We start from the raw sequence: 15,322 nt of genomic DNA, 5'->3' as shown, positions 1-15,322 counted from the left end.
CTAGGACTGTCCCGCCATACGGCATCCCATTGTGCTGGCGCCGGCGCCTGTTCCCAATTTTGTTTTGGCTTGCCGGCTTTCTTTGATCATGCGCGCATCGGCGGATTGAAATCAAGCGCTATTTCTGTAATATTGATTGAACGGACATTCAAAATGAAGTGAAGAAAGCCCTCATTTCCGGCATTTGACGCTGAATTTCATGCCCGAGAGAAATTGGACGAGATGATGTGGAGGTGATTGTGGCTGCTGTGAGAGACCTGAGGGCTAGCGATACGGCTGATGTCGGCGATGACGATGCCGTCGAGCTGGCCAAGCGCCATCTCATCCAGCCCTGGCCCTATGCCGGTTCGGCCGGTGCCGAAGCGCGCACGCTGATCGGCGAAGGCGACGGCATCTACATCACCGACAGCACCGGCAAGCGGCTGATCGACGGGCCCGCCGGCATGTGGTGCGTCAATGTCGGCCACCGCCGCGAGGAACTCGCCAGGGTGATGTACGACCAGGCGATGGCGCTGTCCTACAACACGCCTTGGTACACGATGAACGCGCCGTCGGCGGAACTTGCCCAGCGCATCGCCGGCCATGCGCCAGGCGATCTCAGCCATGTCTTCTACACCACCGGCGGCTCTTCGGCCGTCGAGACGGCGCTGCGCTTCATGCAGTTCTACAACAATGTGCGCGGCCGGCCGGAAAAGAAGCTGATCCTGAGCCGGGGCGGCGCCTATCACGGCTCGACCTATCTGTCGGCCTCGCTCAATGGCCGACCGCGCGACCACGACTGGATGGACGGCGCCGACGAGCTGGTGATCAAGCTGTCTTCGCCCGATCCGTTCCGCCGCCCGCAAGGGATGAGCCTTGCCGCTTTCACCGATTTCCTGGTCGATCAGTTCCGCGACACGGTCGCCCGAGTCGGCGCTGAGAAGATCGGCGCCTTCGTCGGCGAGCCGGTGCAGGCGTCCGGCGGCGTCGTCGTGCCGCCCGACGGCTACCTCAAGCGCATCCGCGAGATCTGCCGCGACAACGACATCCTCTATGTCTCCGACGAGGTGGTGACTGCCTTCGGCCGGCTTGGCCATGTCTTTGCCTCGGGCGACATGTTCGGCATCGATCCCGACATGATCACCTTCGCCAAGGGGGTCACCTCGGGCTATTTCCCGCTCGGCGGTGTCATCATCTCGGAGCGGCTGCTGGAAGAATTGCGCCGGTCGAACCATCCGGACGCGATCTTCGGCCACGGCTTGACTTATACCAGCCATCCCATCGGCTGCGCCGTGGCGCTGAAAAACCTCGATCTGCTCGAGGAGGGCGTGCTTGCCCATACACGGGACGTCGCGCCCTATTTCCAGGCGCAACTGAAGACACTGGAAGAGCTGCCGCTGGTCGGCGAGGTGCGTGGCCTCGGGCTGATGGGCTGCGTCGAATGCGTGGCCGACCGCGAAAGCAAGGACCCGCTGCAACTCGACAAGAATGTCGGCAAGCGCATCGACGCGCACTGCCACGAGCTTGGCCTGCTGGTCCGGCCGCTGATCAACATGTGCGTGATGTCGCCGCCGTTGATCATCACGCGCGAGCAGATCGACGACATGGTCGGCATCTTGCGCGAGGGCATTTCGCGCACGATGGATGATCTGACGAAAGAAGGCGTGTGGCGGGGGTGAATTCTCCCCTCTCCCGTTTCACGGGGAGAGGCCTCTGATGGCCGTCTGCCCTTAAGACCGCGACCTGAGCGCGTCGTTCAGATTCCACATGTCCTTCTCCTCGGGCGCGGTTTCCAGGCCCAGCACCGGCAGCATCTTGCGCAGATGGTCGTGATGGGTGCGCACGCCATATTCGAGGTCCGAGAGATAAAAGCCCTCGAAGGCCTCGGACAGCATGGATTCGTTCGACCATACCGAAAGCTGGACGTCCTCCGACATGGTGTCGCGATCGATGCGGAAGGAGAGGTAGCGGGCGGCGGCCTGCTCACGGCTCTCGTCGCGGTAGCGGTAGATGGCGCCGCGCAGCAGGGTCTGCCCGGTCGACAGCGGAAACTCCTGATAGAACTGCACCGATTCCGGCATCACCGAAATGACCGCATTGGGGAAGATGCCGTAATAGACCCAGGCCTTCTTCAGATAGTCGGGCAGATGCGTCGGCTCGGGCGCGATCTTGACATAGTTCTTGACGCTCCAGCGGCGGCCGGCATGCGGATTGTAGGTGGCAAAGGAGCGTGACACGCCGTTGATGAAAGGCTCGTCGAAATAGGTGGCGCCATAGAGATCCTGCAGCGCGGGATGCGCCATGGCGACGTGATAGCCCTCATTGTCGACATCGCGAACCGACTTCCAGTTGACCGGCGTCTTCTGGGTCCAGATGCCCCAGGAGGGCACCATGTCGGCGGCGTTGTAATGCGCGAATTCCGGCTCGATCGGCTTCATCAGCTCGGCAACCGAAGGCTGCGGCCCACCTTTGCGGAAACGGATGAAGATGAAACCCATCCAGATTTCCAGATCGAGCGGCATCAAGCCGAATTCGGTCTTGTCGAGATCGGGGAAGGAGCGCGGGCGCGCGGCACCGCGCAGCGTGCCGTCGAGATTGTAGACCCAGCCATGGAACGGGCACACCAGCGCGTTCTTGCAATTGCCCTGGCTGTGGGCGACGACGCGGCTGCCGCGGTGGCGGCACATGTTGTTGAAGCCGCGCACGACGCCGTCCTTGCCGCGCACGATCAAGGCGCGTTCGCCGACCACGTCCATGGTCAGGTAGTCGCCTGCATTCGGGATGTCCGAGACATGACCGACGATCTGCCAGTGGTTGCGGAAGACGTGCTCCTTCTCGAGTTCGAGAAGGGCGTCGGAATGGTAACTCCAGCCCGGTAGTCCCCGCCGGTCCCAATCGTTGGGGATCGCCACGTCGCGGAGGTGCGGGTTCATAAAACGTCTCTTCTATTTATTGAATATTCATTCAATAAAAGCATATTTTTCATTGAAATGCAATGGCTTGTGAAAATCGGAAGGTTTCCGGGGCGGAATCTTGATGTCGTCTGGAGCCAGAATCTGCGCGGCTGTCGGCCCGGAAAATCCCGGAGAATCCGGGTGTTAGTTACGTTTTCAATGACGCTGTCCCGGCACGACTTTGCGAGGCGGACGGAGCGGCGGACAAAGCACCTTGCAGGGGCCGGAACGGGCTTGCCGGTCGTCGGTTTGGGCCGCGCTGCGGCGGCGCTTGGCCAGAGCAATCAGGGCCGGAATCGGGTGAAGACTCATTCTTCGAGAGGATGTGCGAAACGCTGTGACCGGTTTTGCCCGATTCTGCCCGAAACACTGTTTCAGGCCGGTTACATTGTCAGACTTGCGCCACCCTAGCCCGGTTACAAAGTGCGGCTAAGTTCGTTTCATCACCAAAAAGAAACTCAGCGAAGGGAACGGCGATGTATGCGAAAATCAACACGACCCGTGGCGAGCACCTCCTCCAGGCTCCAGAGCGCGATGACCGCCGTCCGAAACTGGCGCTGCGCCAGCAGGCCAGCGACCATCCCATGGCTATGTTCATTCTGCTGGCTGTTTGCGCCTTCATCGGCATGGCGTTCGCGCCGACAGTTGGGCCGGCCTTCGCTTCGTTGAATCCGCCAGCCAACCTTGTCGACGGCGCGCAGACGACGACCAGGACCGCGCGTCTGCCGATGCCGACGATCGACTTCGCCTGCAAGGGGCAGGCCTGGGGCGCCGAGAGCATGGATTGCCTGCGCGCCATCGCCGAGCAGTCAGGAGCGCACAAGATCCGCGCGATCCGCATGATCGCCAATGCTGCGCCGTTGACCAGCACGCCGAACGTTTTCTGATTTTTGTCAAAGCCTTATCCCAAAACCGGTTCCCTCTTTGGGATCATGCTCTGACCTCCCCCGAGCGCTCCCTCCAGCGCGCTCTTCTTCGGCCCCCTGCCACGAGCCCGGCTGGGGGCCTCTTTTTATCCTTTCAAGGCCGCCTGTTCGGCAATGGCGGACAGCACGCTGCGTACATCCAAAGTGCTGAACGGCTTTTCCAGGATCTGCGGCCGCTGCTGCGCCGGCAAGGCCTCGATTTCGGCTTTCGCGCCGATCAGGTCGCCGGTGACCAGCACGAAACGCTGCGCCAGGTCGGGCCTTTCGACAAGCAGCTCGCGATAGATCGATATGCCACTGATGCCGGGCATTCGCAGGTCCGAAAAGACGATATCGGGCGGCATGTGGCCGCCCAAGGTGATGGTGCCTGATTCCCAGACGGGTGCAATCCGCGACTTGATGCCCATCAATTCGAGGATGTCGGAGAGCGAGCCGGCGACATCCGGCTCGTCGTCGATGATCAAGGCATGACGCAAGCCGCTCGAGCGCGGCTGGTTCTCGACGGCACTGGCGGCGCCGGCCGCAATGGCCGGCAGCTGGACCACGAAGCGTGCTCCCCTCGGTATCACTTCCTCGAACCAGACATTGCCATTGTGCCGCTCGATGATCGATTTCGAGATCGACAGGCCGATGCCGGTGCCTACGCCGACCGGCTTGGTGGTAAAATAGGATTCGAAGATGCGGCCCCGGATCGCTTCCGGCACGCCGGGCCCATTGTCCTCGACCGAGAAGCCGGGGTTGCCCCGGTCGTCGCGGAACGTCCGCACCTTGATCAGCCGGTCGCCGGCAATGCCGGCCAATGCATGCTGGCTGTTGATGAGGAAGTTGGCCGCCACCTGCGTCACGTGGTCGGCGTCGGCCATGGCCAGCAGCGGGCCGGCGGCGAAATCGGTGTCGATGATGATGCCGCTCGACCGCGCGCCATAGGCGGTCACCTCGAGGGCCGCGCGGATCACCTGGTTGAGATCGGTCTCGGCTTGGGCGGCGGGGTGAAGGCGGACCATCGACAGGAAGCTCTTGACGATGCGGCCGCAACGCTCGGCGGCGGCGCGCACCTTCTCGGCACGTACCTTGGTCTGCGGATCGGAGGCGAATTCGTGCAGCAGTGTCGATTGCGCCACCACCACGGCCAGCGGGTTGTTGAGTTCGTGCGAGACGCCGGCCAGCAACGAACCCATCGCCGCCATCTTCTCGTTCTGGTGTAGCTTCTCGCGCTGGCGACCGATCTCCTCCTCGGCGCGTAGCCTATCGCGCAAATCGCGGATCGAGCCGAAGATCAGTCGGCGATCGGCGACCCGCATCTCGGTCGCCGTCAGCTCGATCGGAAACACCTCGCCGGCCGCATTCTGCGTCACGGTCTCTAGCCGCTGGCCAACCATAGGCGCGCCGCGGCCGGACATATAGTCGGCGCCCGAAGAATAGCCCTTGCGGTAGTATTCGGGCACGACGGTGTCGAGCAGGTCCTTGCCGAGGATGTCGCTGCGCTGGAAGCCGAACATCTTTTCGGCGGCAGGGTTGAATTCGATGATCGACCCGGCCTCGTCGATGACGATGATGGCGTCGAGCGAGGCCTGCAGCATGGTGCGGCGAATGACCTCGCTGGCATGGGCGTCGGAGGGCGATCGTTCGATGGCGTCACCAATGGCGAGCGCGATGATGTGCAGCGTCGCCTCCTCCTCGTCGGTCCAGTCGCGCTCGTCGACGCAGTCATTGACCGCCAGCGTGCCCCACAGATGGCCATGCGCGAAGACCGACACCGACAGGAACGACTTGATGTTCTGCTTTTCGAAGTCGGTTCTCAGGAAGCCTTCGAGATCGCGCGTGTGACCGGCGAAGATCTTGCCTTGCCGTTCATCCTCGGCCACCCGCTCCAGCAGCGGATCCGAATTGACGACCGACTGCATGATGACGGTTGGCGAGGCCAGTTCTCCGCCGAAGTCTGGGTCGATCCAGTAGGCGGCGACCGACTGGGCGAAGCCCTGGCCGGGCAGCTCGCGCAAGCGAAACAGGATGCCGCGCTGGCATTCTATGGCCCGGCAGAGCGTTTCGAGAATGCCCTCCATCTCGCGCTGCCAGTCGCCGGCCTCGCGCAGCCGGCGAACGACGCGCACGGCCGCCATTGCCGCGCCCTGCCTGAACCCTTGCATATCCGTGTTTGCTGTTTCAGCGGTCATCTTCTGCCGTCATTCCAAGGCCAGTTCGATCGGCGAGCGACGGCTGCGAGCCTGACCCCTCTTTGGGGTCGGGTGCTCAGTTGCCGTCGCCGGTCGGCAGCGAAAAGATATAGCCTTCGCCGCGCACCGTGCGCAGAAATTTCGGATTGGCCGGATCCGTCTCGATCTTCTTGCGCAGCCGCATGATGCGGATGTCGACCGCGCGCGACGAGTCCGGGTCTTCGGTGAAGCCGATCGCCTCGGAGATCGCGGCGCGGGTCAGCAGCCGGTTGGCGCGGGTCAGGAAAACCTCCAGCACGTCGAACTCGCTCTTGGCCATGTCGATCACCGAGCCATTGGCGCCGGTGACCAGCCTGCCGTCGAGATCGGCCTGGAAAGGGCCAAAGGCAACGGAACGGCGATCCGTCGCGGCCTTCTTGCCCTGAGGCTCCTGCGGCTGAGGAACCCGGCGCAGCACACTACGGACCCTTGCCAGCACTTCGCGCAATTCGTAGGGCTTGACGATGTAGTCGTCGGCGCCGAGTTCCAGCCCGACGATGCGGTCGAGCGCGGTGCCGGCGGCGGTCGCGTAGATGATACCGATCGGCAGCCGCGAACGCAGCCAGCGACCGAGCGAGAGGCCATCCTCGCCCGGCATGGCGATGTCGAGGATGGCGAGATGGAACGACTGCGTTTCAACAAGGCTGCGCGCGGCGGCCGCACTTTCAGCGGTGGCCACGTCATAGCCGGCGGCGCCGAGATATTCGGCGACCGCGTCCCTCAAGTCGGGCTCATCCTCGACGATGACAATTCTTGCCCGCACGATGCTCTCGCTCCCACTTTCAGTGGAAAGTAGATTGGGTATAAACATGATGTCCAGCACTCATATCTAGTTGCCAGGGAACGGTTGAAAAATATGGCCGCACGATCCGTCATTGCGCTCGTTTCGGTCGCCGAAGTGGTCGCGACCGAACTCGCCGACCATCTCGAGCGGCGTGGCCACGATGTGCATCAGGCGCGGCAGCCATGGGAGGCTGAGTCGCTGCTGTCGGGAAAGGGCATCGACGTCGTCGTCATCGGCGACAGCGTCACCCAGGCGGAGGGGCGGGACCTGCTCAAGCGCCATGGTGGCGAGGGCGGACCGGATTTCATCCTGATCTGCCGGCCGGCAGATCTCGTCGACAAGGTGCTGGCGCTCGAGCTTGGTGCGGCCGACGTCGTCGAGAGCCCACTCAATGTCAGGGAACTCGCCGCCCGTGTCGGCGGCCTGCTTTCGCGGCGCGGCAGGGGCACGCAGGAACTGATCGTGCTGGAGAACGCGACCGTCGATCTGAGATCGGCCATGGTCATGCATCGGTCCGGCACGGAAGAGCAGCTTTCGCCCGGTCAGGTGGCGCTGCTCAGGCTGTTCCTGGCCAGTCCGCGCAAGGTGCTGACGCGTGACGATATCATTGCCGCGGCACCGGCCGAAAACGCTGACGCCTTCGATCGCTCGATCGACTCGCGCATCGTGCGGCTGCGCCGCAAGCTCGACACCGACACCATCACCACCATTCGCGGCGCCGGCTATCGGTTCGATCCGCCGCAGCAATTCGTCGACTGACGGCTGGGCACTGACGCCATCTCTTCGTTCGAGCATCGGAGTTTCCACCTGGGTCCGATGCTCCTGACGCTCAGCGCACCACCAGCAGCGAGGGACCCGCCGGCATGTCATTGCCCATGGTTAGCTCGCTCGCATGGGCGCGGTCCCTGAGCAGCACGGTGGCAACAGCGGCAAAGCCCAGCAGGCCCTGTGCGTAAAGCAGTGCAGAAAGCACCGAAGCGGCGAATTTCGTGTTCATCGTATCAGTTCCCCATATGTGTGTTGCAGGTCACTTCAGGATACTCCCGAAGTGCCCGCGCCGCTCACGGAGCCCCCCGCTGCGGCGCGGGCCTTCGGTCCTCTCGGCAGCAAGTTGCCGGAGGGGCCGCGCATTCCCGTCAGCTTAAGACCGACCCGCCAGAGGGCCTTGAGCCGAACGACGCGCAGGCTGGAAACAATCCAGACCGTGGCAAAAAACAGTGCGGTATGCATGGTCGAAATCTCGCCCGACGTCATCGCGCCGAGACTTGTCAACGAGTTGCCGGCAACCGTGCCGACGCCGCCGATGACCACTGCCGCGATGCTGATCCTGAGAACCCAGGACAGTGCGTTCGATTTCGTTTCCATTTTCGTACCGGCTGTTTTCGTTACGTCAACTTTGCTTGCGGCCCGTATCCGGATCATGCCGCTTGGAGTCGCGCTTTGTTGCCGCTTGGTTTCGAGATCGAAGGTCATTGTTTCATATACAGAAATTCGCACCTTCGTTTAGAGGCAAATACCCATGTTTGTGATCTGGGCCCCGCCAGCAAGCAGTGTCTGTCCCCCATTCTCGGCTGCGTCAGCGGCGTTTCTTGTTAACCAGAGGAAACAGATTCGAAACACAAACGAGCATTTCACGAAATCTCCCCGAAACATGCCATTGGGATAAGCAGCCATCGAATTGGAGCCGGCCAAGTCCGGCAGAGAGAGGGGATACCATCATGCACACCGCCATTTCCGCCAAGCTGATCAACGTCGCCGCCGCCGCCCTGACTGGTGCGGCACTGTTGTTCGGCGCCGGCTCGGGCGCAGCGCACGCCGCCAACAAGATTGTGGCGCGCGTCTCGCTTTCACAGCAGGTCATGGAAGTGTCGGTCGACGGTCGGCCAGCCTTCGCCTGGAAGGTTTCCACCGGCGACGGAGCCCATGTGACGCCGACCGGCTCGTTCAAGCCGACGCGCATGCATGAGATGTGGTATTCGAAGAAGTACGACAACGCGCCGATGCCCCACTCGGTCTTCTTCAGCGGCGGCTATGCGGTGCATGCCACCAACGCGATCAAGCGTCTCGGCCAGCCGGCTTCGCATGGCTGCGTGCGGCTGCATCCCGACAACGCGGCCGATTTCTATCAACTCGTCGAAATGTTCGGGCCGACCAACACCAGCATCGTCATCGTCAAGTAGCAGGCTGTGAAACGAGCAGGCCAACTGCCGCGTCCTCGTTCAAGGCTCCCGCAGGAAAGTTTGCGCGGTATCGAGTACAGCTCAAACCGGCGGTATCGAGCCCAGCCAAAAAAAGAGGCCGGAATTTTCCGGCCCCAGACTGCTGACAAACCCCTGGCTTTTGCTGGGGGTTTTTGATTCACTGGGTCATGTTGAAGCGACCCGCCCCCGAACAGACCGCGCTTGAGATGGTAACGTTGGATCAGCTTGTTCCGGCTGATCATCTGTTGCGCAAGATCGAGCGCGCGATCGACTTTTCGTTCATCCACGATCTGACCGCGCCGCTGTACTGCGCCGACAATGGCCGGCCGCCGCTCGACCCGACCTTGATGTTCAAGGCGCTGTTCATCGGCTACCTGTTTGGGGTTCGCTCGGAACGCCAGTTGGTGCGCGAGATCGAGGTCAACGTCGCCTATCGCTGGTTCCTGCGGCTGAAGCTGACGGACAAGGTGTTCGACGCCTCGACGCTGTCGCAGAACCGACGCCGGCGCTATCAGGATGAGACCATCGCGCAGGGTATCTTCGACAGGATCGTCGAGCAGGCGATCCGGCATGGGCTTGTCGACGGCACAGTGCTCTACACCGACAGTACGCATCTGAAGGCCAGCGCCAACAAGAACCGCTTCGACCTTGCGGTGGTGGCCAAGTCGCGCGCCGACTACTGGGAAGCGCTGGACGCCGCGATCGAGGAGGACCGGGTCCAACATGGCAAGAAGCCGTTGAAGGAGAAGGAACGCCAGCCCGCCGAGAAGCAGACCAAGGTGTCGCGTACCGACCCCGACAGCGGCTACATGGTGCGCGACGGCAAGCCGAAGGGCTTCTTCTATCTCGACCACCGCACGGTGGACGCCGCCCATGCCATCATCACCGACACCCATGCCACGCCGGCCAACGTGCATGACTCGATCGTCTATCTCTCACGCCTCGACCGACAGCGCCAACGCTTCGGCTTCCAAGTGGGGGCGGTTGGGCTCGATGCGGGATACGCAACCGCTGGCATCGCCAAGGGATTGGAGGACCGCGACATCCTCGGCGTCACCGGCTATCGCAATCCAACACCACCCAAGCCCGGCATGATGAGGAAAACCGCCTTCGCTTATGAGCCGGATCTGGATGGCTATCGCTGCCCACAGGGCCAGCTTCTCAGCTACGCCACCACCGATCGCAACGGCTACCGCCAATACAAGAGCGACCCGGCCATTTGCCAAACCTGCCCGCTGCTGGCCTCCTGCACGACCAACGCCGCCGCGACACGCACCATCACCCGCCATGTCTGGCAAGATGCGCGAGAGCGCATCGACGCCAATCGCCTCACCGGCTGGGGCAAGCTTATCTACCGCCGCCGCAAGGAGACCGTCGAGCGCTCCTTCGCGGACGCCAAGCAACTGCATGGCCACCGCTACGCCCGCTTCCGAAGTCACGTTCGCGTCGCCTGCCAGTGCCTGATTGCAGCCGCCGCCCAGAACATCAAGAAAATCGCCCTTTGCCTGTGGCCAAAGCCAAAACCAGGCATCGCCTGAGGCCAGCGAACCACGGGTCCCCGTCCTGCAACCTCCTGTCAAATTGTCCTGACAACGAAATCGCTAACCCGTTCAGTCGCATAAAACAAAACCCCGCCTAAAATAGACGGGGTTTGTCAGCAGTCTGAGGCCGGAATTTTCCGGCCCCTTTTTTGTTGTCATCCTGTTTTGCTTTAGAGCAGTTCACCGTTTCTCTGAAACGGCCGACTGCTCTAACTCTTTGTTTTGACGCAATTCCGGACGGAAAACCGTTTCACACTTTTCCTGGAATTGCTCTAGTTCGGCAGTGCCGGCATCAGCTTGGGATCCGGCTTCTCGGCCAGATGCGGCAGGTCCTTGCTGGCGATGAAGGTGTAGAACATGGGCACGACGAAGAGCGTGAACATGGTGCCGACCAGGATGCCGGTGAAGATGACTAGGCCCATCGAATAGCGCGCAGCGGCGCCCGCACCGCTTGACGTGATCAGCGGCACCACGCCAAGCGCCATCGCCGCCGTCGTCATCAGGATCGGGCGCAGGCGGACCTTGGCTGAGGCGATGATGGCGTCACGCCGCCGCATGCCATGGATTTCACGCTGCTGGTTGGCGAACTCGACCAGAAGGATGCCGTGCTTGGTGATCAGGCCGATCAGCGTGATCAGGCCGACCTGCGTATAGATGTTGAGCGTGCCGAGACCCAGATTGAGCGGCACGATGGCGCCGAAGATCGACAGCGGCACCGCCATCATGATGATCAGCGGGTCGCGGAAGCTTTCGAACTGCGCCGCCAGCACCAGATAGATGACGATGACGGCCGCCGCAAAGGCGATCAGGATGGTGTTGCCCTGTTCTTTCTCCTGCCTGGACTGGCCGGAGTAATCGATGAAGAAACTATCGGGCAGGTTCTCTCTGGCGATGTCCTCCAGTGCCTTCAGCCCGTCGCCGGTGGTGACGCCGGGCAGCGGAAGCGCGGAAATCGTTGCTGAATTCAGCTGGTTGAACTGCTCGATGGCCGCCGGCGCGGCATTGTTGGAGATCTTCACCACGGCCGACAGCGGCACCATCTCGCCCGTCACGCTGCGCACGAAGTATTGGCCGAGCTTTTCGGGATTGTCGCGGAATTCCTGCGGCACCTGCGGAATGATGTCGTAGCTGTTGGAGTCGCGATCGAACTGCGCCACTTCGGCGCCGCCGACAAGCAAGGTCAGCGTCCGGCCGATATCGGCGATCGGCAGGTTGAGGGCCGCGGCGCGGTCGCGATCGATGGTCACCGTCACCTGCGGCGCGTCATAGGCCATCGAATTCTGCACGACGATGAAGCGACCGGAGGCCTGCGCCTTGTTCTTGATCTTCTCCGCCACATCGTACACTTCCGAGGAATCGCCGGTCGATCGTACCACCATGGCGATGGGCAGGCCGCCGCCGGAGCCCGGCAGCGTCGGTGGCGCAAAGACGAAGGCCTGGACACCCGCCACCTTGGCGAGACGGGCCGTAATGTCGGCCTGCAATTCCTTGGAATTGCGTTTGCGTTCAGCCCAGTCCTTGAAGGCAAAGCCGACGAAGGCGCTGTTTGTCTCACCGCCGAAGGCGACGGCGGAGAACTGCGCCCGCGTCTCGGGAATATCCCTCACCAGGCCGAGCATCTGGTTGACGTATGTCTCGGTGTAGTCGGACGTCGCATAGCGTGGCGCTGTCACAATCGAGAGCAGAAAGCCCTGGTCCTCTTCCGGCGCCAGTTCGCTCGAGGTCTTGGTGAACATGAAGCCGGTGACGCCGACAAGCGCGAGCACGATGATCAGCGTCAGCGGGCGATAGTTCAGCGAACCGGTGACGGCCCTCTCGTAGACGTGTTCGACCCGCGCGAAGGTGCCGTCGACAATGCGCTGGAAACGGCCCGGTGTGCCGGACTTCAAGAGGCGCGCCGACATCATCGGGGTGATGGTGACGGCGATGACACCTGACAGCACAACCGAGCCGGCGAGCGTGACCGCGAATTCGCGGAACAGCGCGCCGGTCAGGCCGCCGGTGAAGGCCAGCGGCGCGAACACGGCTGCCAGCGTCATCGTCATGGCGACAATGGCCGAGGCGATCTCGCGCATGCCGCTGAACGCCGCCTGCATCGGCGACATATGGTCTTCTTCCATGTGACGGTGGATGTTTTCCACCACCACGATGGCGTCATCGACGACGAGGCCGATGGCCAGCACCATGGCCAGCAGGGAGAGAAGATTGATCGAATAGCCCACCGCAAACAAAAGGAAGCAGACGCCGATCAGCGACAGCGGGATTGTGACGATCGGCATCATCACCGAACGGAAAGAGCCAAGGAACAAAAGGATGACGACGACGACGATGGCAACTGCCTCGGCGATGGTCTTGAACACCTCGTCGATCGAGGCACTGATCTGCCCGGTCGCATCGTAGACGACCTCAATCGTCATGCCCTTCGGCAGTGTTTCCTGAATCTGCGGCACGAGCTTGGTGAGCGCCGCCGCCGTGGTCAGCGGGTTGGCCGCCGGTGTCGGGAAGATGGCGAGGAAGGTGCCGGGCTTGCCGTTGAAGCTGACCCTGGTGTCGGTGTTCTCGGCGCCGAGTTCGACGCGAGCTACGTCGCGCAGCCGCACCACGTTGCCGTCGGTCGAGCGCAGCGGCAGCGCGGCGAACGCTTCCGGCGTCTGCAGTGTCGAGCGCACGGTGATCGACGAGACGACATACTCGTTCTGCGTATTGCCCGGTGCCGAAAGGAAGTTGGAATTATCGATCGCCTCCAGAACTTCGGCGGCCGTCACGCCGCGCGCGGCAAGCTTGACCGGGTCGATCCAGACGCGCATCGAGTATTCCTGGGCGCCGAAGATCTGCACGTCGGCGACGCCTTCGACCGTCGACATGCGTGGCCGGATGACGCGCTCGATGTACTCCGTCAACTGCTCCTTCGTCATGTTCGGATTCTGCATCGAGATGTACATCATCGCGAACTGCTGGCCCGTGCCCTTGACGATGACGGGATCCTTGGAAGCGTCCGGCAAGGTGCCGCGCACGCCCTGGACCTTGGACAGCACTTCGGTCAGTGCCACGTCGGGGTTGGAGCCAAGCTTCATCTGCACCGTCACGGTGCTGGAGGACGGACGGCTCGAAGAGGTGACGTAGTCGATGTTCTCGGTCGAGGCGACGGCGCGGGCGATCGGGGCGGAAATGAAACCCTGGATCAGGTCGGCACTGGCGCCCGGATAGGCCGTCGTGATGGTGATCGCCGTCTCGTCGACCTTCGGATATTGCCGGATCGACAGGTTGAAGATGCCCTGGAAACCCAGCAGCAGGATCATGCAGGCAAGGACCGTCGAAAGGACAGGCCGGCGAATGAAGATATCGGAAAAGCTCATTGCTGGTCGGCCTGCTTGTTCGCCGATTTGGTCGGGTCGATGGTGTTGTCGACCGCGACGGACATGCCATTGAAAAGCCGGTTCTGACCGGCGGTGACGACTTCGTCTCCAGCCTTCAGCCCCTCGACGATCTCGACCATGCCCTCGTTGCGACGACCGGGCTTGACGAAGACCTGCGACAGCACCAGCGCGGGCTTGTCGGCTTCCGCCGCCGGCTTGGCCGGATCGGCAGCCTTGTCTGCCGGCTTCATCGCATCGGCCGGCTTGGTATCCGCGGGCTTTTTGTCTGCGGGCTGGCCGTCCGCCGGTTTGTCGGTTGCCGACGCGGCGGGCTTTTCCTCCGGCTTGGCTGCCTGCGTGGGGGGCGCTTCGGCGGGCTTCGCCGGCTGCACGACGAATATATAGTCGCCATAGAGACTGGTGGTCAGCGCCGTCTGCGGCAGCGCCAGCACATTCTGCTCTTCGGGCAGTTCGACACGGACCTGCACGAACTGGCCAGGGGTCAGCTTGCCTTCAGGATTGGCGACTTCCGCCCTGATATTCACCAACCGGCTGGACGGGTCGATTTTCGGGTCGATGCCGCGAATGGTACCGGCATAGGGCATCTCGCCGCCGCCGATGCCCAGCCGCACCGTCTGGCCGATCTTGAGCAGCGGCAGTTGTTGTTCCGGCACCGAGAAATCGACCCGCATCGTGTCCAGATCCTGCAGCGTCACCACTACGGTGCCTGGCGCCAGATACTGGCCGAGGTCGATTCTCGGAATGCCCACCGTGCCGCTGAAAGGCGCCGTCAACTGCTTCTGGTCGAGCACCGCCTGAAGTTTGTTCACTTGCGCGGCGGTTGCCGATGCGGTTGCCCGCGCCGTGTCAAGCGTAGCGTCCGCATTGACGCCACGCCTCTGCAGTTCAATGGCGCGAGTCAGCGCCATCTGGACGACCGCGACTTGCGCCTTCGTCGCTTCCAGATCGGCGCGCTCGACCGCACCGTCGAGTTGCAGCAGGACCGCGCCTTCCGCAACCTTCTGGTTGGCGTGAAACAGGATCTCCTTGACGATGCCGGTGGTTTCAACCGTCAGATCGACACCGCGCACAGCCCTGACCGTACCGATCGCCTCGACGCCCGGCGTCCAGGTCGACGGCTTGGCGATGGTCGTCGACACGGTCGCCGCCGGCGGCTTCATCGTTGCGAAATACTGCTTGATGCCGTTGTCGCGCAGGAAGTTGAAGCCGACAATGCCACCGACCACGACGAAGAGGACGAGCAGAACCAGGGCGATGATGACGATACGAAGGATGCGCTTGAACAAGGAAGTCCCCTCAGCCGAAATCCGGCGCGAAGCGCGGACATCGGGACACATATCGACTGCG

At 62.4% G+C, this 15,322-nt stretch carries 12 protein-coding genes; 5 read left to right on the top strand and 7 right to left on the bottom strand.

Annotation, left to right across the window (positions count from 1 at the left end; genetic code table 11):
• Positions 1-239: 239 nt before the first annotated feature.
• The gene (locus CGZ66_RS25680; RefSeq protein WP_095089606.1) at positions 240-1,658 is read left to right on the top strand and encodes an aminotransferase; all 1,419 of its coding nucleotides are present in this window, start codon (positions 240-242) and stop codon (positions 1,656-1,658) included.
• Between the two features lie 51 nt (positions 1,659-1,709).
• Here CGZ66_RS25680 and CGZ66_RS25675 read toward each other — a convergent pair whose 3' ends face one another.
• A complete protein-coding gene (locus CGZ66_RS25675; RefSeq protein WP_095089266.1) occupies positions 1,710-2,912 on the bottom strand; it encodes an aromatic ring-hydroxylating oxygenase subunit alpha in 1,203 nt (400 codons plus the stop codon).
• A 497-nt stretch (positions 2,913-3,409) separates the two neighbouring features.
• On the opposite strand from CGZ66_RS25675, the gene CGZ66_RS25670 reads away from it, so the two are divergent.
• Positions 3,410-3,820: a hypothetical protein gene (locus CGZ66_RS25670; protein ID WP_095089265.1), complete on the top strand. Its 411-nt coding sequence runs from the start codon at positions 3,410-3,412 to the stop codon at positions 3,818-3,820.
• 125 nt (positions 3,821-3,945) lie between these two features.
• On the opposite strand, the gene CGZ66_RS25665 is transcribed toward CGZ66_RS25670, so the two are convergent.
• The gene (locus tag CGZ66_RS25665; protein WP_167392247.1) at positions 3,946-6,033 is read right to left on the bottom strand and encodes a PAS domain S-box protein; all 2,088 of its coding nucleotides are present in this window, start codon (positions 6,031-6,033) and stop codon (positions 3,946-3,948) included.
• Between the two features lie 76 nt (positions 6,034-6,109).
• Complete coding sequence (locus CGZ66_RS25660; protein ID WP_206073772.1) at positions 6,110-6,883, bottom strand: response regulator; 774 nt, start codon at positions 6,881-6,883, stop codon at positions 6,110-6,112.
• Positions 6,884-6,928: 45 nt separating this feature from the next.
• Between CGZ66_RS25660 and CGZ66_RS25655 the strand changes: the two genes are divergently transcribed.
• Positions 6,929-7,615 (top strand): response regulator transcription factor, encoded by a 687-nt coding sequence (locus CGZ66_RS25655; protein WP_095089263.1) that lies wholly within the window; start codon positions 6,929-6,931, stop codon positions 7,613-7,615.
• A gap of 70 nt (positions 7,616-7,685) precedes the next feature.
• Here the strand turns inward: CGZ66_RS25655 and CGZ66_RS25650 are convergent, their stop codons facing one another.
• Both CGZ66_RS25650 and CGZ66_RS25645 read right to left on the bottom strand, forming a co-directional pair.
• On the bottom strand, positions 7,686-7,853 hold the full coding sequence (locus CGZ66_RS25650) for a hypothetical protein (protein ID WP_095089262.1): 168 nt from the start codon (positions 7,851-7,853) through the stop codon (positions 7,686-7,688).
• A 35-nt stretch (positions 7,854-7,888) separates the two neighbouring features.
• The gene (locus CGZ66_RS25645) at positions 7,889-8,329 is read right to left on the bottom strand and encodes a hypothetical protein (protein ID WP_245331219.1); all 441 of its coding nucleotides are present in this window, start codon (positions 8,327-8,329) and stop codon (positions 7,889-7,891) included.
• A 245-nt stretch (positions 8,330-8,574) separates the two neighbouring features.
• On the opposite strand from CGZ66_RS25645, the gene CGZ66_RS25640 reads away from it, so the two are divergent.
• Together CGZ66_RS25640 and CGZ66_RS25635 are read left to right on the top strand one after the other, a co-directional pair.
• Complete coding sequence (locus CGZ66_RS25640) at positions 8,575-9,036, top strand: L,D-transpeptidase (protein WP_095089260.1); 462 nt, start codon at positions 8,575-8,577, stop codon at positions 9,034-9,036.
• A 188-nt stretch (positions 9,037-9,224) separates the two neighbouring features.
• Positions 9,225-10,595, top strand: a complete 1,371-nt coding sequence (locus CGZ66_RS25635; RefSeq protein ID WP_095081263.1) for an IS1182 family transposase — start codon at positions 9,225-9,227, stop codon at positions 10,593-10,595.
• Between the two features lie 275 nt (positions 10,596-10,870).
• Here CGZ66_RS25635 and CGZ66_RS25630 read toward each other — a convergent pair whose 3' ends face one another.
• Together CGZ66_RS25630 and CGZ66_RS25625 are read right to left on the bottom strand one after the other, a co-directional pair.
• A complete protein-coding gene (locus CGZ66_RS25630; protein ID WP_095089259.1) occupies positions 10,871-13,954 on the bottom strand; it encodes an efflux RND transporter permease subunit in 3,084 nt (1,027 codons plus the stop codon).
• Positions 13,951-15,261 carry an efflux RND transporter periplasmic adaptor subunit gene (locus tag CGZ66_RS25625; protein WP_095089257.1) on the bottom strand — a complete coding sequence of 437 codons (1,311 nt, stop codon included), beginning with the start codon at positions 15,259-15,261 and terminating at the stop codon, positions 13,951-13,953. Before CGZ66_RS25625 ends, CGZ66_RS25630 begins: the two co-directional genes overlap by 4 nt.
• Positions 15,262-15,322 lie beyond the last annotated feature (61 nt).

It is taken from the genome of Mesorhizobium sophorae, assembly GCF_002270415.1.
GTDB lineage: Bacteria > Pseudomonadota > Alphaproteobacteria > Rhizobiales > Rhizobiaceae > Mesorhizobium > Mesorhizobium sophorae.
The sequence above is the reverse complement of the archived record's forward strand: the minus strand, read 5'-3'. Positions and strand labels throughout refer to the sequence as shown.